Origin of the sequence: Vibrio sp. HB236076, from assembly GCF_040957575.1 — a bacterium.
Lineage (GTDB): Bacteria > Pseudomonadota > Gammaproteobacteria > Enterobacterales > Vibrionaceae > Vibrio.
Window position 1 is genome coordinate 756354 of the sequence record NZ_CP162601.1, and the last position, 24963, is coordinate 781316.

24 protein-coding genes and 1 other RNA gene are annotated in these 24963 nt (G+C 49.7%); 21 read left to right on the forward strand and 4 right to left on the reverse strand.

The annotated features are described in order from the left end of the window. The first annotated feature begins 129 nt into the window (after positions 1-129). The 5 genes from zapE to sspB all read left to right on the forward strand — a co-directional run bounded on the left by zapE (position 130) and on the right by sspB (position 3810). On the forward strand, positions 130-1245 hold the full coding sequence (gene zapE, locus AB0763_RS03365) for a cell division protein ZapE (RefSeq protein WP_306101140.1): 1116 nt from the start codon (positions 130-132) through the stop codon (positions 1243-1245). A 243-nt stretch (positions 1246-1488) separates the two neighbouring features. After that, positions 1489-1917 carry a 50S ribosomal protein L13 gene (gene rplM / locus AB0763_RS03370; protein ID WP_306101141.1) on the forward strand — a complete coding sequence of 143 codons (429 nt, stop codon included), beginning with the start codon at positions 1489-1491 and terminating at the stop codon, positions 1915-1917. A gap of 15 nt (positions 1918-1932) precedes the next feature. Beyond that, positions 1933-2325 carry a 30S ribosomal protein S9 gene (rpsI, locus tag AB0763_RS03375; protein ID WP_306101142.1) on the forward strand — a complete coding sequence of 131 codons (393 nt, stop codon included), beginning with the start codon at positions 1933-1935 and terminating at the stop codon, positions 2323-2325. Between the two features lie 352 nt (positions 2326-2677). Continuing rightward, positions 2678-3313, forward strand: a complete 636-nt coding sequence (sspA, locus tag AB0763_RS03380; RefSeq protein ID WP_306101143.1) for a stringent starvation protein SspA — start codon at positions 2678-2680, stop codon at positions 3311-3313. Positions 3314-3327: 14 nt separating this feature from the next. Beyond that, positions 3328-3810 (forward strand): ClpXP protease specificity-enhancing factor, encoded by a 483-nt coding sequence (sspB, locus tag AB0763_RS03385; RefSeq protein WP_306101144.1) that lies wholly within the window; start codon positions 3328-3330, stop codon positions 3808-3810. Positions 3811-4224: 414 nt separating this feature from the next. On the opposite strand, the gene AB0763_RS03390 is transcribed toward sspB, so the two are convergent. Genes AB0763_RS03390 through AB0763_RS03405 form a run of 4 tightly spaced genes read right to left on the reverse strand, consistent with a single transcriptional unit; the run spans position 4225 to position 7671 of the window. After that, on the reverse strand, positions 4225-4914 hold the full coding sequence (locus AB0763_RS03390) for a BON domain-containing protein (protein ID WP_306101145.1): 690 nt from the start codon (positions 4912-4914) through the stop codon (positions 4225-4227). 2 nt (positions 4915-4916) lie between these two features. Continuing rightward, positions 4917-5507, reverse strand: coding sequence for a phosphoheptose isomerase (locus tag AB0763_RS03395; protein WP_306101146.1), 591 nt, complete (start codon positions 5505-5507; stop codon positions 4917-4919). A gap of 3 nt (positions 5508-5510) precedes the next feature. Beyond that, positions 5511-5876 (reverse strand): YraN family protein, encoded by a 366-nt coding sequence (locus AB0763_RS03400; protein WP_306101147.1) that lies wholly within the window; start codon positions 5874-5876, stop codon positions 5511-5513. Further along, entirely contained in the window at positions 5869-7671 is a 1803-nt protein-coding gene (locus AB0763_RS03405; RefSeq protein WP_306101148.1) for a penicillin-binding protein activator, read from the reverse strand. The genes AB0763_RS03400 and AB0763_RS03405 overlap by 8 nt, the downstream gene beginning before the upstream one ends. A gap of 67 nt (positions 7672-7738) precedes the next feature. On the opposite strand from AB0763_RS03405, the gene rsmI reads away from it, so the two are divergent. From rsmI to ftsZ, 16 genes are all read left to right on the forward strand, one after another. Next, positions 7739-8608: a 16S rRNA (cytidine(1402)-2'-O)-methyltransferase gene (gene rsmI, locus AB0763_RS03410; RefSeq protein ID WP_306101149.1), complete on the forward strand. Its 870-nt coding sequence runs from the start codon at positions 7739-7741 to the stop codon at positions 8606-8608. A gap of 87 nt (positions 8609-8695) precedes the next feature. After that, positions 8696-9085: RNase P RNA component class A (gene rnpB / locus AB0763_RS03415), an RNA gene on the forward strand. A gap of 175 nt (positions 9086-9260) precedes the next feature. Beyond that, positions 9261-10220, forward strand: a complete 960-nt coding sequence (gene rsmH, locus AB0763_RS03420; protein WP_306101150.1) for a 16S rRNA (cytosine(1402)-N(4))-methyltransferase RsmH — start codon at positions 9261-9263, stop codon at positions 10218-10220. After that, a complete protein-coding gene (gene ftsL / locus AB0763_RS03425) occupies positions 10217-10546 on the forward strand; it encodes a cell division protein FtsL (RefSeq protein ID WP_306101151.1) in 330 nt (109 codons plus the stop codon). The genes rsmH and ftsL overlap by 4 nt, the downstream gene beginning before the upstream one ends. Beyond that, entirely contained in the window at positions 10543-12237 is a 1695-nt protein-coding gene (locus AB0763_RS03430; RefSeq protein WP_306101152.1) for a penicillin-binding transpeptidase domain-containing protein, read from the forward strand. Before ftsL ends, AB0763_RS03430 begins: the two co-directional genes overlap by 4 nt. 18 nt (positions 12238-12255) lie before the next feature. Continuing rightward, positions 12256-13740, forward strand: coding sequence for a UDP-N-acetylmuramoyl-L-alanyl-D-glutamate--2,6-diaminopimelate ligase (gene murE, locus AB0763_RS03435; RefSeq protein WP_306101153.1), 1485 nt, complete (start codon positions 12256-12258; stop codon positions 13738-13740). After that, on the forward strand, positions 13737-15095 hold the full coding sequence (gene murF / locus AB0763_RS03440; protein WP_306101154.1) for a UDP-N-acetylmuramoyl-tripeptide--D-alanyl-D-alanine ligase: 1359 nt from the start codon (positions 13737-13739) through the stop codon (positions 15093-15095). Before murE ends, murF begins: the two co-directional genes overlap by 4 nt. Continuing rightward, entirely contained in the window at positions 15092-16174 is a 1083-nt protein-coding gene (gene mraY / locus AB0763_RS03445) for a phospho-N-acetylmuramoyl-pentapeptide-transferase (protein WP_306101155.1), read from the forward strand. The genes murF and mraY overlap by 4 nt, the downstream gene beginning before the upstream one ends. 22 nt (positions 16175-16196) lie before the next feature. Next, positions 16197-17531: a UDP-N-acetylmuramoyl-L-alanine--D-glutamate ligase gene (gene murD, locus AB0763_RS03450; RefSeq protein ID WP_306101156.1), complete on the forward strand. Its 1335-nt coding sequence runs from the start codon at positions 16197-16199 to the stop codon at positions 17529-17531. Between the two features lie 3 nt (positions 17532-17534). After that, positions 17535-18716, forward strand: a complete 1182-nt coding sequence (gene ftsW / locus AB0763_RS03455) for a cell division protein FtsW (RefSeq protein ID WP_306101248.1) — start codon at positions 17535-17537, stop codon at positions 18714-18716. Next, a complete protein-coding gene (gene murG, locus AB0763_RS03460) occupies positions 18703-19782 on the forward strand; it encodes an undecaprenyldiphospho-muramoylpentapeptide beta-N-acetylglucosaminyltransferase (RefSeq protein ID WP_306101157.1) in 1080 nt (359 codons plus the stop codon). Before ftsW ends, murG begins: the two co-directional genes overlap by 14 nt. Positions 19783-19871: 89 nt before the next feature. Next, the gene (locus AB0763_RS03465) at positions 19872-20030 is read left to right on the forward strand and encodes a hypothetical protein (protein WP_306101158.1); all 159 of its coding nucleotides are present in this window, start codon (positions 19872-19874) and stop codon (positions 20028-20030) included. A 10-nt stretch (positions 20031-20040) separates the two neighbouring features. After that, a complete protein-coding gene (gene murC / locus AB0763_RS03470) occupies positions 20041-21501 on the forward strand; it encodes a UDP-N-acetylmuramate--L-alanine ligase (RefSeq protein ID WP_306101159.1) in 1461 nt (486 codons plus the stop codon). 177 nt (positions 21502-21678) lie between these two features. Further along, the gene (locus AB0763_RS03475; RefSeq protein WP_306101160.1) at positions 21679-22452 is read left to right on the forward strand and encodes a cell division protein FtsQ/DivIB; all 774 of its coding nucleotides are present in this window, start codon (positions 21679-21681) and stop codon (positions 22450-22452) included. 2 nt (positions 22453-22454) lie between these two features. After that, the gene (gene ftsA, locus AB0763_RS03480; protein WP_306101161.1) at positions 22455-23714 is read left to right on the forward strand and encodes a cell division protein FtsA; all 1260 of its coding nucleotides are present in this window, start codon (positions 22455-22457) and stop codon (positions 23712-23714) included. Positions 23715-23744: 30 nt separating this feature from the next. Further along, complete coding sequence (gene ftsZ / locus AB0763_RS03485) at positions 23745-24959, forward strand: cell division protein FtsZ (protein WP_306101162.1); 1215 nt, start codon at positions 23745-23747, stop codon at positions 24957-24959. Positions 24960-24963: the final 4 nt, after the last annotated feature.

Sequence of the window (24963 nt, forward strand, 5' to 3'; positions counted from 1 at the left end):
GGGCGCGCTTGGGTGACGCTTCTTGTTTATTTTTATGTCTACGGCAAGCTCATGGGGTCTCACTGCGAGACGTTTATTGCGTTGTCCGCTTTGATTATCACACTTTTCATTTGGTGACATGGCGTAACAATGACCCCACTAACACACTATCAGCACGATATCGAACACAACGGTTTTCACGCCGACGAAACGCAACAGCAAGCGGTGTTGGCATTAGAGCAGCTTTACCAGCAAATGGTCGAGTATTGGCAGCAACCGATACCGGAAAAACCCAAAGGAGTGAGCCGTTTGTGGCGCAAAACACCCCCCGCTCCTAAAGCGCCGTTGGGGCTGTACTTTTGGGGAGGGGTTGGCCGTGGCAAAACCTACTTGATGGATGTGTTTTTTGAGTCTTTGCCCAACGAGCGTAAAACCCGAGTTCACTTTCATCACTTTATGCAAAAAGTGCATCACGAGCTCGGCCTTTTAAAAGACCAAGTGGATCCCTTGTTAACCGTTGCTAAGCGCTTTAAACAACAAGCCGACATCATTTGTTTTGATGAATTCTTCGTGTCTGATATTACTGATGCGATGATTTTAGGCACTCTGTTTGAAGCCATGTTTGCCGAGGATATGGTGTTAGTGGCGACGTCAAACATCGAACCAGAAAACCTGTACCGCAATGGTTTACAGCGAGCGAGGTTCTTACCAGCGATTGAGCTTATTAAGCAGCGCTGTCAAGTCATGAACGTCGACAGCGGCGTCGACTATCGCCTGCGAACCTTAGAACAAGCGGAGATTTATCACTGGCCTTTAGATGACGCTGCCGAACAACAGCTTAAAGACACGTTTCAATCCCTAACTCAAACAAGGGTGCCTCAACAAGGGGCGGTGGTGGACATCAACCATCGTCAACTCGAGGTATTAGGCGCTGAAAAAGGGGTGTTAATGGCCAGTTTTGCTCAGCTTTGTCAAACGGCGCGCAGTCAAAACGATTACATCGAATTGGCGAAGCGCTATCACACCGTACTGCTGGTGGATGTGATTGCGATGGATGAAAAGGTCGATGATGCCGCGCGTCGATTCATTGCCTTGGTTGACGAGTTCTATGAATGTAATGTGGTGTTGATGATGTCGGCACAAGTGGCGCTCACACAACTGTACCAAGGAGGCCGCTTGGCGTTTGAGTTTCAGCGTTGCCAATCTCGGTTGATTGAGATGCAAAGCAAAGACTATTTACACCAAGGACATTTGTCACTCCAGTAATCGGCACTGGGGGGCACACGGCACTCTTTATCATCGGGCAGAAAAAATCCGATTTTTTAGTAAAAAAAGATGATTTTTTCTGCGCACTTCTCTATAATCCTGCGACCCACCGTTACTGCAGGCTGGTTTTTTTAACCATGCCGAGAGTGCCAACCACTCGAAGGGGTGATGAATGGGCTCTTAGACAGTGGGAGCATAAGAGCTCCTTTAAGTGTAAAATTTAACAAACGGGTTATTATTAGCATGAAAACTTTCGTTGCTAAACCAGAAACTGTAAAACGCGACTGGTATGTTGTAGACGCAGAAGGTAAAACTCTTGGTCGTCTAGCAAGTGAAATTGCATCTCGCCTACGTGGCAAACACAAAGCAGAATACACTCCTCACGTTGACACTGGCGATTACATCGTTGTTGTAAACGCAGAGAAAGTAGCTGTAACTGGTAACAAAGCAAAAAACAAAGTGTACTACCGTCACACTGAGTTCCCTGGCGGCCTAAAATCAATGACTTTCGAAAAGTTAATTGATCACAAGCCTGAGATGGCTCTTGAGCTTGCAATCAAAGGTATGTTACCACGTGGTCCTCTTGGCCGTGCTATGTACCGTAAGCTAAAAGTTTACGCGGGCGCTGAGCACAACCATGTTGCTCAACAACCTAAAGTACTAGACATCTAATTGGGGATTTCGAAAATGGCAGAGAATCAATACTACGGCACTGGCCGTCGCAAAAGCTCAGCTGCACGTGTTTTCATTAAACCAGGCAGCGGTAACATCGTAATCAACAAGCGTAGCCTTGATGAGTACTTCGGTCGTCCAACTTCTCGTATGGTTGTTAAACAACCTCTTGAGCTTGTTGAAATGACTGAGAAGCTAGACCTATACATCACTGTTTCTGGTGGTGGTATCTCTGGTCAAGCGGGTGCAATTCGTCACGGTATCACTCGTGCTCTTATGGAGTACGATGAGTCTCTACGTCCAGCACTACGCGCAGCGGGTTATGTAACTCGTGATGCTCGTCGCGTTGAGCGTAAGAAAGTTGGTCTACGTAAAGCACGTCGTCGTCCACAGTTCTCAAAACGTTAATCTTCGCGATTGCGTTTCAACCCTTTGGGTTGTGGTTCAAAAGCTCGGCTTATGCCGGGCTTTTTTATTATCTCTCGTGCTCAATGTCTCCTCTCAAATCATCCTTTCACAAACGTTTTAGCGATGGTGTCTTTCTGTTCCTGTTCTGCTTTACAACAACCGATGCGCGAACAGGCTCGGCAATTGGCTTGGTTGTCAAACATTGTTTGTGTATTGATGTCAAGTTAAATGGCATTTCTTCGTCAGGTAGTTGTGGCTTGTTGAACATGAAATATGCTATTATTACCTGCTAAAATAAAATAATTTTTTGGAAGATTAACTTCCAATTCTAAAGTGTGTTCTGGAGGGCTCCATGGCGATTGCTGCCAACAAACGTTCTGTTATGACTCTATTTTCAAGTGCGACGGATTTATACAGCCATCAGGTTCGCATTGTACTGGCGGAAAAAGGGGTCAGTGTTGAGGTTGAATTAACCGAACAAGGTCAATTACCTGCTGAGTTGAAACCAGGTAACCCATACGGCTCTATTCCAACCTTGGTTGATCGCGAGTTGATGCTTTACGATTCAAAAATCATCATGGAATACTTGGACGAGCGTTTCCCTCATCCACCCCTGATGCCCGTTTACCCGGTCGCTCGTGGTAACAGCCGTAAAATGATGTACCGCATCGAGCGCGATTGGTACAAGTTGGCTTATGCGATTGAAAAAGGGTCAATGGAAGAGGCGGATAAGGCTCGTGCGCAGTTGCGTGAAGAGTTGATTGGTTTGGAGCCTGTGTTCAAGGAATACGAATACTTTATGAGCGAAGAGTTCAGCTTGGTCGATTGTTTCCTTGCTCCGCTATTGTGGCGTTTACCGGAATACGGTATCGATTTGCCTACCGCGAATGCAAAAGAAATCAAAAATTACATGAACCGCGTGTTCGACCGCGATTCATTTTTGGCGTCATTGACCGAAGCTGAACGTGAAATGCGATTAATGCGCTAAGCGCGATTGGGATTATGGATATAGAAAACATGACACCACGACGCCCATATATGCTCAGAGCATATTATGATTGGCTCGTGAATAATGATTTGACTCCTCACTTAGTGGTTCAAGCGACCTTGCCGGGCGTACGAGTGCCAGAAGAGTTTGTCCAAGATGGGCAAATTGTGCTGAATATTGCGCCTCGTGCGGTTGGTAACTTAGAGCTTGGTAACGACACCATCAGTTTTAATGCTCGTTTTGGTGGTCGTCCACATAATGTGATTGTGCCTATGTATGCGATTCAGGCGATTTACGCGCGTGAAAACGGCGCTGGAACCATGTTTGAGCCTGAAGATGCTTACCTCGATATTGAGGAGGGTCTGATCGATAGCCTGCTAGAAGAGGACTCGCCAAGTGTGAACCTAACGGTAACCGATGGTGATGTTCCCGATGACAGCGAGCCACCGGCAGAGCCACCGAAAAAAGGTAAACCCAGCCTACGTGTGGTCAAGTAAGTCCCGATAGCGAGTTAAAAAACAGCACCTGATGTGCTGTTTTTTTTTGGTCTGATGAAAGCGCAAAGCCACTTTAAATGAAGGAACAACAAATCGCCTGAGCGCTCTGCTAGAGCGAAGAAAAAGAGCGGCAGCGACTGATAGTAATCTTACTCAATCGCGGGTTAGAAAACTTGATCACGTCGTTAAGAAAATAACATGGAGAATAACGATTTAGATTTCGTTTTTGATCAGAAAAGGTTTACCTTGTTCTCAAGCTCTTTCCTGCGCTGTCACTCTTCACAAACTTAATCCGATTGGTATGACTTGTTTCACGCGCTGGGTGTCCTAGTTTGTCTATGGGTGTCTTAGTTTGTCGCAGAGATAAAAAAGCCACTGCGTATCGGCAGTGGCGATTGGATGACGGATGTCGTGTTATTGATAGGTGAAGATCTGTACTTCTTGATCGGCGCTGTCGGCTTGCTCGTCAACGTCGTTGGTTTGTGCCTCTGGTGGCGCGCTTGCTGGCTCGGCCTGAAGCTGCTCAATAGGGACGGCCTCGGCTTGCCCGTATTGGAAAGCCCGCACCACTTTGTTAACCCCAGAAACATTACGCGCAATGTCAGTGGCAATTTGAGCTTGCTGCTCGGTGACGTAACCAAAGAGGTAGACTTCGTTATCTTCGGTGATCACGCGGATTTTTACCCCGTTTAAATCCGAGTTAGTGAGTAACTGAGATTTGATTTTGGTGGTGATCCACGTGTCTTCGCTAATGCCGGATAAAGGCAAGGGCTCTTGAATTTTGAGTTCGTTATTGAGGTTTTTAACTCCGGATAATTCACGAACCTTAGTGCCAATTTCTTGCTTGATGGCCTGGGTTGGGGCTTGGCCGAGTAACACCACATTGCCTTGATAGGAAGCGGCGACTAATCGAACTTTGTAATTGTATGGCGCTTTGTTACCGATCGCGACGATGTCGAGTTCCAGGTTTTTGTCTTGCCAAATTTCTTGGGTTGTTCGCTTGTCGGTCACCACATTGACGGTGGTTGCGGCACCGGCGAGAAATATCCCGGCACACCCGGTCAGGTGTAAACTCAATAAAACTGCTGCGAGAAAGCGCCACATAGTTAATCCTCGTGTGTTGGGAAGAGAACTTGGTCAATTAAATCACACAAGCAGTGCAAGGTGACCATTTGGACTTCGTGAATTCGAACGGTCCGCTCTGAAGGAATGCGAATTTCAACGTCATTCTCGCCGAGTAAACCGGCCATTTCACCGCCGTCTTTACCGGTTAAGGCGATGATATTCATATCGCGAGACACGGCCGCTTCCATTGCTTTAATGACGTTTTGACTGTTGCCACTGGTGGAAATGGCCAACAGAATATCACCGGGGTGGCCTAATGCACGCACTTGCTTGGAAAAAGCTTCGTTGTATTGGTAGTCATTAGTAATGGCAGTGAGGGTGGTGGTATCTGTGGTCAACGCGAGTGCGGGCAGGCTCGGTCTTTCGGTTTCAAAGCGATTTAATAAGCACGAAGCAAATTGTTGGGCATTGGCTGCCGAGCCGCCATTGCCGACGCAGAGTATTTTGTTGCCATTGAGTAGGCACGTGACCATCGATTGCGCCGCGTGCATGATCGCATCGGGCAGAGCTTCGGCTGCGGCAATCTGAATTTGAATACTTTCGGTAAAGCTGTCTTTAATGCTGTCGAGCATTGATCAATCCTGAGTTATTGCATTAGTGATCCAATCGATGTGTTTGCCTTGTTGGTGAATGGCAACCACATCAAAACGCATTGCTTGATGATACACATTTAGCCCTTGTTTTGTGAGCCAAAAATGCGCGCAACGAATGATTTTTTTCGCTTTACTTGCCGTGACCATCTCGGCGGCATGACCAAACTGCTGGTGTTGGCGATATTTTACTTCGACAAAGATCACCGTATCGCCTTGTTGGCATATCAGGTCAATTTCGCCCATTTTGCACTGAAAGTTTTGTGCTAAACAGCGAAGGCCTTGCCGCTCTAGATACTGGCGAGCAACGCCTTCGTAGGAGTGACCAATGTCACGTCCCTGGCTAGTCATTAAATTGAGACCAGGTTAGCTCACGGTCGATGACACAATCGGTACCTAAACTGAGCAAGCCGGTTTGACCTTGGAAAGTATGTCCATTCACAACCTTCATTTGCGGCAGTTCATCAAGCAAAGAATAAGCGTCCATCCCTAGGGCTTCGAGGCGCTTTTGCATGTTGGATTGTTGGCCCCACAATTCACTCATTTGCTGTTTGACGTTTTGGTCAGGAGTAATGAGAAGCGGAATGTCGCTGTAGCTGACGTTAGACAGATCTTCGTAACTTGGCGAGCCGTCGTTGCTGCGCGAGCTGGCAAACAATTTTGGCGGTTTGGCATCGGGGTTGACGGCCACATCGATGAAGGGCTTGATCAAGGTCAGCTCCGAACTGCGTGAAACGATATAAACGGCGTCGACATCGCGGCGGCTGCGGGCTTGAGTCTCTAATGGCTGGTTGACTAGGCGTTCGATCAACGCGATACGCTGACGACTGTCTTGCAGGCCAAAGGCTTTATTGATGTCGCGTTGCAAGCTGCGAGTATCGCCAAAGCTTTCGCTGGCGACCGGCGTGTCACTGAGTTTTTGCCATTCTTTGTCAAAAGCTTGGCTGACACGTTGACCAAAACTGCCTTTAGGCGTGATGATCATCGGGTAGCGATAACCTTGTTTGAACAAATGCTTAGCCGCTTGAGAGGCTTCTTGTTCTGGCGACAGTGACAGGTAGCACATTTGTAACCCAGGGTCGGTTTGATCGGGAATGTTCAACGCGAGGGCCGCGATTTGCGTGTTGTCTGTTGCCATGGCTTGTTGCAACTCTACAACTTTGTCTTTGGTCAGCGGGCCGACGACAAAGTCAATATTGTTTTCAAGTAAGGTCTGTTTAATTTTTGCTGCGGAGTACAAATTGGTGTCGATCACCGACACCGATGCCTCGGGATCGCGATTTTGGTCATTGGTCATGGCAAAGATAAAGCCGTCGCGGATCAATTTGGCTTGGGGGGCGTATTTGCCCGTTAAAGGCAAGAGTAAAGCCGTGTGTTTTGGACGTACGATCTTCATGTCCAAAATATCAACGATGTCTTGGGGCGTATAGCGAGCCGCCGGGTGAGCTGAGTTTTCGGCTAACCAGTGTTTTAACGTATTTTGCAATTGACTGAGATTGTTGTTGAGCGTGTTGACGTAAATGGCCAATTGCACCCAGCCATCGAGAATGTCTTCACTCTCTTTTACTGGCAGCTCAGTGAGTTGTTGTTGGTTGAAACCTGAAAAATTGTTCCAGATTTGCTCGGCGAGGCGCGCTTGCTGTTGTTCATCGACGTAACTGCTTAAGGCAACTAACTCGCGATTGGTCGCAAAGGCGTCACCGAGGTTTTGAAACGCTTGTGCTCTCATGGTGTGGTAGCGACGTTGTTGCTCGCGGTTAATGGGCATCTCGGCGTTAAAGCGCAACTGGTCTACCACCGCTTTATTGTTGCCTTGCTCAAGGTTGAGCTGCCCTTGAGTGAGTAAGTACTCAGCGTTTTGCACTGGGGTCATTGGGCTGCGATTAATGCGCACTAACAGGCGTTGCGTCAATGGCCAGTCGCCTTGTGCAAGGGCGGCTTTGGCGGCTAAAATCAACCAATCGCTTTGTTGGCTGCCTTCTGAGCTGTCGGCTTTGATCATATAACTTTCAACCGACTGGGTCGGCTGTGCACTGATGTCGAGACCTTCGCTTTGCTGCGGATTAGAAGAACAAGCCGCCAGCGCAATGGCTAGAGCGACTGAGCTTAAAAGGCGTGGTACACTGCGTTTTTTATGGTTCATCATAGCTATGAATTCTCTGTAATTCTTTGCAAATTGTCTTTATATTAATCGCTGAAGTGATGGTAAACAAATGACAGATCAAAAAAATTGTCCAAATCAAGAAGCGTGTTTGTACATAGTACCTACGCCAATCGGAAATTTGGCCGATATCACACAACGGGCTGTTGAGATTCTCAGTAGCGTCGACCTCATCGCGGCAGAAGACACACGTCATACGGGTAAACTGCTCGCACATCTCAATATTGCCACGAAAACTTTCCCACTGCATGACCACAACGAGCAACAAAAGGCTCAGGTCTTGGTGGAAAAACTGCAAGCGGGCAGTTCGATTGCTTTAGTTTCAGATGCAGGCACGCCTTTAATTAGTGATCCAGGGTATCATTTGGTCAGTCAATGTCGTCAAGCAGGTGTCAAAGTTGTGCCATTACCCGGTGCTTGTGCCATGGTGACCGCCTTGTCAGCCTCGGGGTTGCCTTCCGATAGTTTTAGCTTTGAAGGCTTTTTCCCTCCCAAGAGTAAAGCACGCCAGGATAAGTTGCAGCAAATTTTAAAGGTCTCACGCACTTGTATTTTTTACGAATCGCCCCATCGCATTCTCGATACCCTTGACGATATGTTAGCGGTATTGGGCCCTGATCGGGAAGTGGCTTTTGCCAGAGAGTTGACCAAAACCTTTGAAACCATCGTCAACAAGCCGCTTGCCGAGCTAAAACGTTGGATTGAAAGTGATGAAAACCAACGCCGCGGAGAGATAGTGGTGTTAATTCACGGTTTTCGCGAGGACGCTGCCGATGAGTTCCCCGAACCGGCGTTGCGTTTGTTGACGCGCTTAAAAGAAGAGTTGCCGTTAAAGAAAGCCGCCGCCGTGACCGCCGAGATGTATCAGCTGAAAAAAAATGCCTTGTACAAATGGGGCCTCGAACATTTGGCCGATAATTAATTCGCCAGTGCTGGCTTTTTGAGCACTTGGTGTTTGGTTACTTATCTGCGCTGGACAGTGACGGGGTTTGCCGTTAGTATTCGCCTCGGAGTTGACTGGGTAGTCGCTGCTTTATTGATGTCCTCAATGTAAATTGGGGAGACTGATGAAGGGGAGGAAAGTCCGGGCTCCACAGAGCAGGGTGCCAGGTAACGCCTGGGGGGCGCAAGCCTACGACAAGTGCAGCAGAGAGAAAACCGCCGATGGCCGTTAGGCACAGGTAAGGGTGAAAGGGTGCGGTAAGAGCGCACCGTGCGACTGGCAACAGTTCGTAGCAGGGTAAACTCCACCCGGAGCAAGACCAAATAGGCTTCCACACAGCGTGGCTCGCGTTAGGAAGCGGGTAGGTTGCTCGAGCCAGTGAGCGATTACTGGCCTAGACGAATGGCTACCACCGTGAAAACGGTACAGAACCCGGCTTATGTGTCGGCTCCACCGATTGCAGACCCACCATTACTTGTTAATGGTGGGTTTTTTGCTTTTTACTGACGAAAAAAGGGTTTGCGCATTTTAAACTGAGAGCTAACAGGCGCAAATCCACTCAAATAGTGGCACGAGAAATTGAAAACGGTACACTAGATGGGTTTTTGCCCCGAGATTGAATGAGATAAAGATGACAGAGACTTTCCAACACATATCCGTGCTATTAAATGAATCCATTCAAGGCCTTGCTATTAAGCCAGACGGTATTTATATCGACGGAACTTTTGGTCGCGGAGGCCACAGCCGAACCATTTTATCTCAGTTAGGCCCCGAAGGCCGTCTGTACAGTATCGATCGCGATCCACAAGCGATTGCCGAAGCGGGCAAAATCGACGATCCTCGTTTTACCATTATTCACGGCCCTTTTTCCGGGATCGCCGACTACGCAAAGCAGTATGGTTTAGACGGTAAGGTCGATGGGGTCTTGTTGGATTTAGGGGTGTCATCACCGCAACTCGACGATGCAGATCGCGGCTTTAGTTTTATGAAAGACGGCCCGTTGGACATGCGGATGGATCCCAGCACCGGTGTGCCTGTGTCTCAGTGGCTACTCGAGGCGGATTTGGACGACATTACTTGGGTGATCCGTGAGTTTGGTGAAGATAAACACGCCCGCCGCATTGCCAAAGCCATTGTTGCCCATCGCGAAGACGAAGACAAAGCCCCTTTGACGAGAACCGGCCAACTGGCAAAATTGATTTCTGAAGCCGCTCCCAAAAGCTTTAAAGAAAAAAAACACCCCGCCACGCGCGCGTTTCAGGCGTTTCGCATCTATATCAATAGCGAATTAGAAGAAATTGACACCGCTTTGAAAGGCGGGCTTGAGATCCTCGCGCCACAAGGGCGCTTGTCGGTCATCAGTTTCCACTCGCTAGAAGATCGCATGGTAAAACGCTTTATTCGCAAGGAAAGCCAAGGCCCAAGTGTGCCGCACGGTATCCCATTGACTGAGGCGCAAATTGCCGAGTTGGGCCAAGCCAAACTCAAAGCCATCGGCAAAGCGATTAAACCCACCGCTCAGGAAGTTGAGCAAAATCCACGATCGCGTAGCTCAGTATTGAGAATTGCGGAAAAAATGCCACAACTATGAGTCGAAAAAACGCCGCTCAAGCCCCTAATTTAGCCAAGTTGATCGCGGTCGATTTACTGACCGTTGGTCGTATTCCTTTGGTGTTGATGGTGTTTATTTTTGCCAGTGCGATGGGGGTGGTGTTTGCTACCGACCACACACGAGAGGCGGTGGCGATGAAAGAACAATCGTCACAAGAGCGCGATCACCTCGACAGTGAGTGGCGTAACTTGATGATTGAGGAAAATGCCTTGGCAGAACATACCCGAGTTCAAGCCATTGCCCAGGCGGATTTGGAGATGAAGCGCCCCGATGGCGATAAAGAAGTGGTGGTGAAAGAGCCATGAGTCGCGATAATCAAAGTACGTTATTTATTCGTTGGCGTTATTACTTACTCATCGGTTGTGTGGGGCTGGCTTTTATTGCTCTGGTCGCGCGCTTGGCCTACATTCAAATCATTGAGCCTGACAACTTGATTCGCCAAGGTGACTTGCGTTCGGTAAGGGTTAAAGCCTTGCCTTCATACCGCGGTAATGTCACGGATCGCAATGGCGAACCTTTAGCGGTCAGTGTGCCTGTCGAAGCGGTTTGGGCCGATCCGGTGAGCATTTTTAAAGCCAACGCCCTAAGTCAACAACAGCGTTGGTTTGCCCTTGCCGATGTGTTGGGACTCGACCGTCAGGCCTTAATCGATAAAATTAAAGCCAATCAATCACGCCGTTTTATTTACTTACAACGACAAGTGAGTCAACCGATGGCCAATTATGTGCGCGAGTTGAAATTGCCTGGTGTAGGGCTTAAACGCGAGTCGCGTCGCTACTACCCCGCGGGTGAAATCAGTGCGCATTTGGTTGGCGTTACCGGGATTGATGGTCACGGCCTTGAAGGGGTCGAACGAACTTACGATCAATGGTTAACCGGCGAAGAAGGCAAGCGGACTGTGCGCAAAGACCGCTATGGTCAAGTGGTCGAGAATATTTCCCACGAAGACCGCCGCGAGGGCAAACCGCTTAATTTAACCATAGATCAAAGGTTACAGGCGATTGCGTATCGAGCGGTGAAGCAAGCGGTCGCCGATTATCGCGCGACCTCGGGCTCGGCGGTAATGATGGACATCAAGACCGGCGAAATACTCGCTATGGTCAATGCGCCGTCTTATAACCCCAATAATCGCAGCGATTGGCAAAGCTTTAAAATGCGCAACCGCGTGATCACCGATTTGATAGAACCCGGTTCCACGGTGAAACCCTTTGTGGTCGTCAGTGCGTTGGAAAACGGCGCTGCGGATAAAGACACTGTGATTGATACCGGCAACGGCATTATGCGTATCGGCGGCAGTCGAGTGCGCGATTCGTCTCGAGTCGGCAAAGCCGATTTGCGCACCATTTTGAAGAAGTCGAGTAACATTGGCGTGGCCACCTTAGCCTTACGCATGCCAATTGAAGCCTTGCTCGGCATGTACAGCTCAGTTGGTCTTGGTCAGGTGTCTGGGCTGAGTTTGGTGGGGGAAGCCAGTGGTATTTTTCCCTCTAAACGACGTTGGTCTGATTTTGAGATTGCCACTTTGGCGTTTGGCTATGGTATTGCGGTCACGCCAATTCAATTAGTCCACGCTTATGCCACCTTGGCCAATCATGGCAAACTGGAGCCGATTCATATCATCAAAGGCAATAAAAGTGGTCAAGCGCGACAAGTGATGAGCCCTCAGTATGCCGATATGGTGTTTGATATGCTTGAATCGGTGACACAAAAAGGTGGCTCTGCGGTTCGTGCCGCTGTTCCTGGTTATCGCATTGCTGCCAAAACCGGTACGTCGCGCAAAGCCGATGCCGGTGGGTATAGTGACGAATACGTTGCCTTGACGGCTGGTGCGGCGCCAGTGAGTAACCCGCGCGTCGCGTTGGTGGTGGTGATCAATGAGCCACAAGGCGATCAGTACTATGGCGGCGCGGTTGCCAGCCCAGTGTTTTCAGAAATAATGAAGGGCGCGTTACAAATTCTCAACGTGCCGCCCGATGGCAATAACTTTAAAGAATAATGGCCAACTGGAGATGTCATGTTAACTTCACTCTCTTTATCTCAATGCATCCGACCTTGGATTCATCACCTCGAAGCGCGCTGTGAGGACATCCAAGTTCGGTCGATGACCTTAGACAGCCGCGAGGTGTCTAAAGGCGCGCTGTTTATTGCCATTCAAGGTCATCAACTCGACGGCCGCCAGTACATTCCTCAGGCGATAGACGCAGGTGCGGTGGCGGTTCTCAGTGAATGTGACATGCCCACTGAGCATGGCCACGTACAATGGGTTGAAGATATCCCCATCATCTCGTGGTATCGCTTATCCAGCGATTTATCGGCTGTGGCCGCCCAGCGTTACCCTCATGAACTGACCATGATTGGCGTTACCGGTACCAATGGCAAAACCACCATTAGCCAGTTGATTGCACAATGGCTTGGCTTGTTGGCGCGCCCCTGTGCGGTGATGGGCACGACCGGCAATGGGTTTTTGCCCGAGCTGACCCCGAGCGTCAACACCACGGGTAACGCGGTCGATATTCAGCGCACCTTGTATGACTTTGCCGCACAAGGCGCGCATTTCGCCGTCATGGAAGTGTCTTCACACGGTTTAGTGCAGCAACGGGTCAAAGCCTTGCATTATCAAGTGGCTGTTTTTAGTAACCTCAGCCGCGATCACTTAGACTATCACGGCAGTATGCAAGAGTATGCCAAAGCCAAGCAGTTGCTGTTTACCACTCATCAATGCGCGCAACCCGTTTTCAATGTCGATGACCCGGTGGGGGCGCAGTTTTTTCAGCAGCGACCTGATGCCATTGCGGTCTCACTGCAAGGTGCGGTGACGGCTGAGAAGGCACTGTGGGCCGAAAGCGTGGTGTATCGCGATCACGGTCTTGAACTGAGCATCGATGGCCATTGGGGCCGCGGTGAGTTGACCGTGCCACTCATTGGTGAATTCAACGCGATGAATGTGATGTTGGCGTTAGCCAGCTTATTGGCGTTGGGCATTCCTTTAGCGCGTTTGCTCAGCACGGCCAATCAACTGAGCTCAGTGATAGGGCGGATGGAGCTCTTTCAAGCGCCAGATAGAGCCAAAATAGTGGTTGATTATGCCCACACGCCAGATGCCCTAGACAAAGCACTGCAGGCTTTAGCCAGCCACTGCCGTGGTCAACTTTGGTGTATTTTTGGCTGTGGTGGCGAGCGCGATACGGGTAAACGTGCCATGATGGCCAAGATTGCTGAGCAAAAAGCCGATAACGTGGTCGTGACCAATGACAACCCGCGCTCAGAAGATCCCATGACCATTGTCAATGACATTCTCGCCGGCATGAGTGAACCGCAAAAAGCCTTGGTTGAATTAGATCGCTATGCCGCGGTTGCACTAGCGCTAGCGCAGGCTGGCGCCGATGATGTGATTTTATTGGCCGGCAAGGGACACGAAGATTATCAAGTGATCAACGGGCAGACAGTGGTGTATTCCGATCGCGATACGGCACGTTTGTTGTTGGAGGAGACACCATGATTCCAATGCGCTTAAAGGACATCGCCAAACAGTTAAATGGCCAATTACACGGCGGTGATCTTGTTGTGGAGCACGTGTCGACGGACACTCGTCAGATCAGCGATAACAGTTTGTTTATTGCGTTAGTCGGCGAGCGTTTCGACGGCCATCAATTTGCCGGCCAAGCGATTGAACAAGGGGCGAGTGCATTACTGGTCGAGCGTTATGTTGAAGGGGGCTCCCCTCAAATCGTCGTGGCCGATACCCGTCAAGCGCTCGGTCAGCTCGGCGCTTATGTGCATCGTCAATGCCATGATAAAACCGTCGCCATCACTGGCAGCTGCGGCAAAACGACCGTCAAAGAAATGGTGGCCAGTATTTTGGGCCAAAAAGGACGCGTGCTTTTTACTCAAGGCAATTTTAACAACGATATCGGTGTGCCGCTGACGTTATTGCGTTCAACGCCAAATGATGATTATGCAGTCATTGAGCTCGGTGCTAACCACATCGGAGAAATTGCGTTGACCACACAGTGGGTACAACCCGACATCGCGCTAGTCAATAATGTTGCAGCGGCGCACTTAGAAGGGTTTGGCTCTATTGATGGGGTCAAACAAGCGAAAGGGGAAATTTACCAAGGGCTTTCAGAGCAGGGCGTGGCCTTGGTCAACCTAGACAGCCACGGCGAAGATTGGTGGCAAACGCATTTTGCCAAGCGCCGTGTGATCACCTTGTCTGTCCAACAACCAGCGGATTACGGCGCGCAAAACGTGGTACTTAACGCGCAAGGCTGTGCGTCGTTTACCCTCAAAACGCCCCTTGGCGAGCAAGACATTGCGCTGTCGTTACTTGGCCAACACAACGTCAGTAATGCCATTGCTGCCAGTGCCATTGCCATCGAAATGGGCGCAACCCTGAGTGAAGTCGCCAGTGGGTTACAGTTGGTTAAGCCTGTCAAGGGGCGAGTGAACGCGCAACAGCTCACCGACAAGATTAACTTGATTGACGATAGCTATAATGCCAGTGTACCGGCGATGTTGGCGGCAGTGGATGTTTTGGCATCATTTGCATCTGAGCGTTGGTTGATTTTAGGTAATATGGCGGAGTTAGGTCAACAAAGCCTTGAACTTCATCGCCAAGTTGGCGAATATGCTGCTCAATTTGCGTTTGAGCAGGTACTGACTTTTGGCGAGGAGGCCAAAGTGATCAGTGAGGTGTGTCAGGGGCGACATTTTTCGTGTCACCAAAGTATGATTGACTACATAGAACAACAACTTGCTGCACAGCCGCAGGCTCAACATACATTATTAATCAAAGGGGCGAACAGTGCAGGGATGTATAACGTTGCTGACGCTTTGAAGGAGAACTACGCATGATTATTTGGCTTGCCGAATTGCTACAGCCATATTTTTCTTTTTTTCGCTTGTTTGAATACTTGTCGTTTCGAGCGATTTTAAGCATTTTGACCGCACTGGTTCTATCCTTGTGGATGGGACCGCGTTTGATCAAGCGCTTGCAAATGATGCAGATTGGTCAAGTGGTTCGCCACGACGGCCCAGAGTCGCATTTTAGTAAGCGAGGTACGCCGACCATGGGCGGGGTGATGATACTGGCGTCCATCGGCATCACCACCTTGTTGTGGGCAGACTTGTCTAACCCTTATGTCTGGGCTGTCTTGTTTGTCTTATTTGGCTACGGCGTGGTTGGTTTTATCGATGATTATCGCAAAGTGGTGCGAAAGAACACCGATGGTTTGGTCGCGCGCTGGAAGTATTTTTGGCAATCGGTGATCGCTCTTGTCGTCGCGTTTGCTTTGTATGCGATTGGTCACGATAGCCCAGCAACTCAATTGGTGGTGCCGTTTTTCAAAGACGTGATGCCTCAACTGGGGTTATTTTATATCGTATTGACCTATTTTGTGATTGTCGGTACCAGCAATGCGGTCAATTTAACCGATGGGCTTGACGGATTAGCCATTATGCCGACCGTGCTGGTGGCTGCAGGCTTCGCTGTGATTGCTTGGGTAACGGGCAATGCCAACTTCTCTGACTATTTGCATTTGCCTTTTGTGCCACACGCGTCCGAGCTGGTGGTGGTGTGTACTGCCATTGTCGGGGCTGGCCTTGGCTTTTTGTGGTTTAACACTTACCCAGCACAAGTGTTTATGGGCGATGTTGGTTCACTGGCCTTAGGTGGTGCCTTGGGTACCATTGCGGTATTAGTGCGTCAAGAATTGGTGTTAGTGATCATGGGCGGAGTGTTTGTGATTGAGACTCTGTCGGTTATTTTGCAAGTCGGCTCTTATAAATTGAGAGGGCAACGCATTTTTCGCATGGCACCGATCCACCACCACTACGAACTAAAAGGCTGGCCTGAACCGCGAGTGATTGTGCGTTTCTGGATTATTTCTATTGTGTTGGTATTAATTGGTTTGGCAACGCTAAAAGTTCGCTAAACGGGCAGTGAGGAAAAGGGCAATGAAGACGTGGCAACAATGTCATCACTTAGTGGTGGTAGGATTGGGGATCACTGGCTTATCGGTGGTCAACTATGTTAAGCGCGTTGCGCCTCACGTTGACATCAAGGTGATTGATACACGCCTCACTCCGCCCGGGGCTGAGGCGCTGCCTGCCGGTATTGAAAGTTGCTTTGGCGAGTGGCAAATGGACTGGTTGCTGCAAGCGGACTTAGTGGTAACCACACCGGGTGTTGCCCTGGCCACAGAGCAAATTCAAACCGTGATCAGTGCGGGTATCGATGTGGTCGGGGATATTGAGTTGTTTGCTCAAGCGGTCGACAAACCGGTCTTGGCCATCACCGGCTCAAATGGAAAAAGTACCGTGACCGATCTCACTGGCGTCTTGTTGCGCGCGGCGGGCCTCAACGTTGGTGTTGGTGGCAACATTGGAACGCCTGCATTGGATTTACTCGCTCAAGACTGTGACGTTTATGTCCTTGAACTGTCGAGTTTTCAGCTGGAAACCACGTTCAATCTCGCTTTAGTGGCCGCCGCGTATCTCAATCTCAGCGAAGATCACATGGACCGTTACGCCAGTTTTGCTCATTATGGCGCGGCGAAACAGCGTATTTTTCGCCATGCACAGTTAGCGATCGTCAATCGAGAAGATCGCGCCACCTACCCAAGTTGTCAACTTACTCAAAAGGCCTTGCAAAAGACCATCACGTTTGGCCTAAACGATCAAGAGTTTGGCTTTGTCGAGCACCAAGGGCAGCGCTATTTGAGTGTTGATCAGACGCCATTAGTGGCGGCGCAATCGCTGTCGATGATCGGTCAACACAATTACCTCAATGCGCTGGTGGCGTTGGCCTTAGTGTCGAGTTTGTCTTTGGATCTTCAATTGGTTTTGCCCGCATTACAAACTTACTCTGGCTTGACACATCGATGTGAGGTTGTCGTTGATAATCATGGCATTAAATGGATTAATGATTCCAAAGCAACCAATGTTGCCAGCACTCAAGCGGCGTTATCTGGCTTGGAGTGTCAGGGCCAGTTGTATTTATTAGTCGGCGGTGAAGGCAAGGGCGCGGATTTTTCTTCGCTCGCTCCACTGCTCGATACGCTGCCAGTGACGTTATTGTGTTTTGGCAAAGACGGTCCACAACTGGCGGCGTTAGCGAGCGATGCTCGTGTGTTTCAAGATATGGAACAAGCGGTAGCCAGTATTGCGGGTCAATTAAAGCACGGCGATATTGTGTTGCTTTCACCGGCTTGCGCCAGTTTGGATCAATACGCCAATTTTGCCGAGCGCGGCCGAGCTTTTGTGCAGTTGGCTGAGCAGTATGGGAAATAGTCGATTGTGAAGTTTTCATCATTGAGACAATCACTTTGGCAATGGTTAAATCGAGCCAGTCCTCAGGCGTTGTTTGACCGTCAGTTGGTGTGGATTGCGCTGGGTTTGATGAGTATTGGCCTTATTATGGTCACCTCGGCGTCGTTTCCGGTCAGTATTCGACTGACCGAAGGCCCTTTTCACTTTATGTTTCGCCATGCGTCTTTTTTGGCCATTGCGCTTTTTACGGCGGTGATGGTTTTACAAGTGCGTTTGTATCACTGGTATCGGTACAGTGGCTATTTACTCGGGGTGGCTTTGTTTTTGTTGTTGGTGGTGTTAGCGGTTGGTAACTCCGTCAATGGTGCGTCGCGCTGGATCCCACTGGGTTTGTTTAACCTACAGCCTGCCGAAGTGGCTAAGTTGGCTTTGTTCGTTTTTATGGCGAGCTATTTAGTCCGCAAACAAGATGAAGTGCGTTCCACTTTTTTTGGCGGCTTTCTCAAGCCGATAGCGGTGTTTGGTGCCCTAGCACTATTGCTGCTTTTTCAGCCAGATTTAGGCACGGTGATCGTGATGCTGGTTACCGTGTTTGGCATGCTGTTTATTGCCGGTGCTAAGCTGTCGCAATTTATTGCCTTGATGTTGACTGGCGTGGTAGCCGTGGTTGGCTTGATTATTGTCGAGCCTTATCGGGTACGACGAGTGACGTCTTTTTTGGATCCTTGGCAAGACCCGTTTGGCAGTGGTTACCAGCTGACGCAATCGCTGATGGCGTTTGGTCGTGGTCAATGGTTTGGGCAAGGGCTAGGAAATTCGATTCAAAAGCTTGAATACCTGCCCGAAGCCCATACCGATTTTGTTTTTGCGGTGATCGGTGAAGAGTTGGGGTTTGTTGGTGTGTTCGCCATTTTGTGTTTGATTTTTTGTTTGGTATTTAAAGCCATCAAAATTGGCAAGCGCGCTTTTGAGCAAGACATGTATTTTGGTGGCTATTTGTCTTTTGCTATCGGGATTTGGTTTGCTTTCCAAACTTTGGTTAACGTCGGTGCCGCCGCCGGTATGGTCCCGACGAAAGGCTTGACCTTGCCTCTGATCAGTTACGGCGGGTCGAGTTTGGTGGTCATGAGTGTGGCGGTGGCCTTGCTGCTGCGCGTCGATCACGAATACCGCCTTCAACAGGTAGATAATAATGAAGCAGAATAATACTCAGGCCGCAAAGCGTCTGTTGGTGATGGCCGGTGGGACCGGTGGTCACGTTTTTCCAGGTTTGGCGGTGGCCAAACAGTTGCAGTCACAAGGCTGGCAAATTCGTTGGCTTGGCACTGCCGATCGGATGGAAGCAGATTTAGTACCTAAACACGGTATTGATATCGATTTTATCAAAGTCAAAGGCCTGCGTGGTCAAGGGCTCAAAAAGCGGTTGGTCGCACCGTGGCAGATCTTGCAAGCCATCGTACAAGCGCGTCGCCATATCAAAGCTTGGCAGCCGGATGTGGTCTTGGGGATGGGCGGTTACGTCAGTGGGCCCGGTGGGGTCGCAGCTTGGCTGTCTGGAATACCGGTGGTTTTACATGAACAAAACGCCGTCGCGGGGTTGACGAATAGCTGGTTAGCTAAAATTGCCAAGCGAGTCTTTCAAGCTTTTCCCGGTGCGTTTGCCAATGCAGACGTCGTTGGTAACCCGGTGCGTGAGGATTTGCTGACCCTTGACGACCCACAGGCGCGTTTTGCAAAGCGAGGTGACTCATCGCTGCGCGTTTTAGTCATGGGAGGCAGTCAAGGGGCTCGAATACTCAACCAAGTTGTCCCCGAAGCCTTCGGTCAATTGGGCCAAGGCTGGCAAGTACGTCACCAAGCGGGTAAAGGCAATGCCCAAAGTGTGACAGAGTCCTACCAAAAGCAGGGCGTTGGCGAGGTTCAAGTCACCGAATTTATCCATGATGTGGCTGAGGCTTATGCTTGGGCGGATGTGGTGGTTTGTCGCTCGGGGGCGTTGACGGTCTCAGAGCTATCGGCGACCGGGCTGGGAGCCATTTTTGTTCCCTTTATGCACAAAGACCGCCAGCAAGCGCTCAATGCCGATCACTTAGTGGAAGCGGGGGCAGCCTTGATGATCGAGCAGCCCGACCTAACGCCGGAGTCGTTGGCAAATCAGATGTCATCGTTGGATCGCAAAGCGTTGCAAGTGATGGCCGCCAAAGCCAGGCAACAGGCAAAAACCGATGCCGCACAACGCGTTGCAGCAGCGATTGTGCAGTTGTCTAAATAACCTATACATTCAATGGTCGCTGAGGTTTTGCCATTTCAGATTGGGTCACCGACACGGGGTGCCAAGTCCCTAGTGGGAAATCAAGCCCAATGAGCAACATCCGTTGGGCTTTGAAGGCGTTCGAGGTTTTAAACCAAGGCCGTTTGTCCTCTTGCCGGGCGCAGAGCCTCAAGGTGACAAGACGTTTAGCAACCATAGACGACATCGACAATCATCACTGGCTTTGTCGTCAGCCAGTAGCAGAGTAAAGAGATCCTTATGGTGGTAGAACACACACAAGATATTGCCCAAATTCGCACCATTATTCCCGAGATGCGTCGTGTGAAGTGCATTCATTTTATTGGCATTGGCGGCGCGGGAATGAGTGGTATTGCCGAAGTCTTGCTCAATGAAGGCTACCACATCAGTGGATCTGATATAGCCAAAAACCCGGTCACGTGTCATCTACAAGAAAAAGGGGCTCAAGTGTTTATCGGCCATCACGCCGAGAACGTCGACCAGGCCAGTGTGGTGGTGGTGTCGAGTGCCATTAACCATGAAAACCCTGAGATTTTGCGCGCCAAAGAGAAGCGCATTCCGATTGTACGCCGCGCTGAAATGTTGGCGGAGCTAATGCGTTTTCGTCACGGTATTGCGGTGGCGGGAACACACGGTAAAACCACCACAACAGCTTTGGTTACCCAGATTTATTCTGAAGCGGGGCTCGATCCGACGTTTGTTAATGGCGGTTTAGTGAAAAGTGCTGGGACCAATGCGCGTTTGGGATCAAGCCGTATTTTAATCGCCGAAGCCGATGAAAGTGATGCGTCGTTTTTGCACTTACAGCCCATGGTCAGCATAGTGACTAACATTGAAGCGGATCACATGGATACCTACGGCGGAGACTTTACTACTCTAAAGCAAACCTTTGTCGACTTTTTGCATCAACTGCCGTTTTATGGCCAGGCGATCATGTGTTTAGACGATCCGGTGATCCGCGAGCTGATCCCTCAGATCAGTCGTCAGGTGATCACGTATGGTTTTTCGAGTTTGGCCGATGTGCAAATTCGCGATTATCAGCAAGTGGGTCAACAAGGGCGCTTTACTGTGGTTCGCAACGGCCGTGATGATCTGGCGATCACACTCAATATTCCCGGCCGTCACAACGCCTTAAACGCCGCCGCCGCGATTGCTGTTGCCACCGAAGACGACATCAGTGATGAGGCGATCTTGGCCGCGATGGCAGGGACACAAGGCACTGGGCGTCGATTTGATCACTTAGGTGAGTTTGACACCGGTAAGGGACAGGTCATGTTGGTCGACGATTATGGCCATCACCCGACTGAGGTGGACGTCACGATTCAAGCCGCTCGCAACGGCTGGCCGGATAAGCGTTTAGTGATGATTTTCCAGCCGCACCGCTACAGCCGGACGCGCGATTTGTACGATGACTTTGCCAATGTACTTGAACAAGTGGATGTCCTTTTGATGCTCGATGTGTACTCTGCAGGTGAACAGCCGATCGCCGGTGCAGATAGCCGGGCATTGTGCCGTACGATTCGAGCGCGCGGTCAGGTTGAGCCTATTTTTGTCGCCGAAGTGGCTTCCTTGCCCAATGTGTTGGCCAATGTGCTGCAAGATGGTGACTTGGTATTGACACAGGGGGCCGGCGATGTGGGTAAAGTAGCGAAAAATCTGGCTGCTTTGAAACTTGATATCCAGCAAATGAAGACCGTTTGATAGCAATAGAGTTCTCATTAATTGGATTTAAAGTAAAAAAAATGCTTGAAATCTGTTATTTATGCTCATGAGCGATTGAAGATGGCCATGAGCTCAGTATAATTCAATTATGGGCCATTCATTTTTTATTTGAGTTGCACAGCAGATTGAATCGAGTGAGAAGAAAGGAACCGTGTGGTGTTTGCCGATAATTTATCGTTAAAGCGGGTTCTTCCTGCGCCAGCGGCTCTGAAAAAACAATCACTAGGATTGAGTTTTTTTGCTTTTGTCGCGCTGTTGATTGGCTCTAGCCTTTACAGCACGGTCAGTTGGATGTGGGACGACCAACGCCTGCCATTGTCGAAAATCGTGTTGCAAGGTGATTTGCATTACGTCGATGCAAAACAAGTGCAAAACGCCTTCGGTCGCATCGATCACATCGGAACCTTTATGTCCCAAGACATCGCTGTGCTGCAAAAAAGCGTCGAAACGATTCCTTGGGTGGCTCACGCGTCGATTCGCAAGCAATGGCCAGATGTGATTAAGGTGTTTATTACTGAGCACCATCCGAGTGCGATTTGGAATGGCAATGCCTTGTTAAATGGCAAAGGATTGGTGTTTGATGGCGATATTCACCGCATTGATACACCGTTAGTGCAATTGTCCGGGCCGGTGGCGTCGTCTGAGTTGGTGTTGAGTACTTATCGGGATGTGGCCGCTGATTTTACACCACTGGGCCTGAGTATTCGCGCTTTGTCTTTGAATGACAGGCGAGCATGGCAGTTGACGCTGAACAATGGCGTTCGTTTAGAGCTTGGTAAAGATGCATTAAAAGAGCGAATTAAACGCTTTGTTTTTCTTTATCGTCAACTCGGCGAAAAAACCGACCAAGTGGCGTATGTTGATTTGCGTTACGATACCGGGGCGGCCATTGGTTGGTTAGCCCAAGATGATAAACAAAATAGAGAGTAACCATGACCGGAGATGACAATTTAGTTGTTGGTCTTGATATCGGCACGGCAACCGTATCCGCATTAGTCGGTGAAGTCTTACCTGATGGTCAAATAAATATTATTGGCGCCGGGAGTAGTCCGTCGCGCGGAATGGACAAAGGTGGGGTTAACGACCTGGAGTCCGTGGTCAAGTCGGTTCAACGCGCGATTGACCAAGCGGAGTTGATGGCGGAATGCCAAATTTCCGATGTGTTTTTATCCCTATCGGGTAAGCACATTGCCAGCCGAATTGAAAAAGGTATGGGTACGGTTACCGATGAAGAAGTGTCTCAAGAAGACATGGATCGTGCTATCCATACAGCAAAATCGATAAAAATTGGTGAAGAACAGCGAATTCTTCATGTGATTCCTCAAGAATTTACCATAGACTATCAAGAGGGCATCAAAAATCCGCTGGGGTTGTCTGGGGTGAGAATGGAAGTCAGTGTCCATTTGATTACCTGTCACAGCGACATGGCACGCAACATTATTAAAGCGGTTGAGCGCTGCGGCCTCAATGTCGAGCAATTGGTGTTTTCTGGCTTGGCGGCCAGTAATGCGGTGATCACAGAAGACGAGCGAGAACTGGGTGTGTGCGTGGTCGATATTGGTGCGGGGACGATGGACGTGTCCATTTGGACCGGCGGCGCATTAAGGCACACCGAAGTGTTTTCTTATGCCGGCAATGCCGTTACCAGTGATATTGCCTTTGCATTTGGCACGCCAGTGAGCGATGCTGAAGAAATTAAAGTCAAGTATGGCTGCGCGCTAAGCGAGTTAGTCAGCAAAGACGATACCGTTAATGTCCCCAGTGTTGGGGGGCGTCCATCGCGAAGTTTACAACGTCAAACGTTGTCAGAAGTGATAGAACCCCGCTACACTGAACTGATGGGATTGGTTAACCAAACGATTGACACCGTTCAATCTAAACTGCGTCAAGAGGGCATTAAGCATCACTTGGCCGCTGGTGTGGTGCTGACCGGAGGGGCAGCACAGATTGAAGGGCTCGTCGAATGTGCGGAGCGCGTATTCCGCAATCAAGTACGCGTTGGTAAGCCCCTCGAAGTGGGTGGGCTTACTGATTATGTTAAGGAGCCGTATCATTCAACGGCAGTAGGATTACTTCATTACGCGAAGGACATGCAATCAACCGATGACAATGATTTTAACGAGCCTAAACGGTCGTCTTCATTACCTGGTTTTTTTGCCAAATTGCGTAACTGGATTCAAAAAGAGTTTTAACCTGAATTGCAGGGAAAACGGAGATAACACATGTTTGAACCGATGATGGAAATGTCTGACGATGCCGTAATCAAGGTCGTTGGAGTAGGCGGTGGCGGTGGTAACGCCGTCGAGCATATGGTCAGAGAATCGATTGAAGGCGTTGAATTTATCAGCGTTAATACCGATGCTCAGGCGTTGAAAAAAACCAGTGTAGGCAACGTTATCCAAATCGGTGGTGACATCACCAAAGGTTTAGGAGCCGGCGCCAACCCTCAAGTCGGTCGCGATGCGGCACTTGAAGATAAAGAAAGAATTAAAGGTTCTTTAAGCGGTGCCGATATGGTCTTTATCGCAGCTGGTATGGGCGGTGGTACAGGAACAGGTGCTGCACCTGTCATTGCTGAGGTTGCCAAAGAACTTGGCGTACTAACCGTAGCCGTGGTGACCAAGCCGTTCAGCTTTGAAGGCAAAAAGCGTTTGGCGTTTGCTGAGCAAGGTATTGATGAGTTGTCTAAACACGTCGATTCACTGATCACAATCCCGAACGAAAAATTGCTCAAAGTGCTCGGCCGAGGCGTGACTTTACTCGAAGCCTTTGCCAGTGCGAATGACGTGCTTAAAAATGCGGTACAAGGTATTGCGGAATTGATTACTCGTCCTGGCATGATTAACGTCGACTTTGCCGACGTGCGTACTGTGATGTCAGAGATGGGACACGCGATGATGGGCAGCGGTATTGCTCAAGGTGAAGATCGCGCAGAAGAAGCCGCTGAAATGGCGATTTCTAGCCCACTGCTTGAAGACATCGATTTGGCGGGCGCGCGTGGTGTACTGGTTAACATTACTGCTGGTTTGGACATGCGTCTTGATGAGTTTGAGACTGTGGGTAACACGGTCAAAGCGTTTGCATCAGACAATGCCACCGTGGTTATCGGTACGTCGCTTGACCCAGACATGAGTGATGAAATTCGCGTCACGGTCGTGGCAACGGGAATTGGTAATGAGCGCAAGCCAGACATTACGCTAGTGTCGGGCAGCAAGCCACAACCGGCTGCACAACCTGCAGCGCCTCAACAACAAGCGCCATTGGCTGCGAAAGTTGAGGAAAAGCCGGCACAAGGATTGCAAGAAAAACCTGCAAACCCACAGCCAGCGGCTTCTAGCTCTTCGTCTTCAGCGCCCAACAGCAACGCGGCACCGAAGACAGAAAAAGAAAGTGGCTACTTGGATATTCCTGCATTTTTACGTCGTCAGGCTGATTAATCGG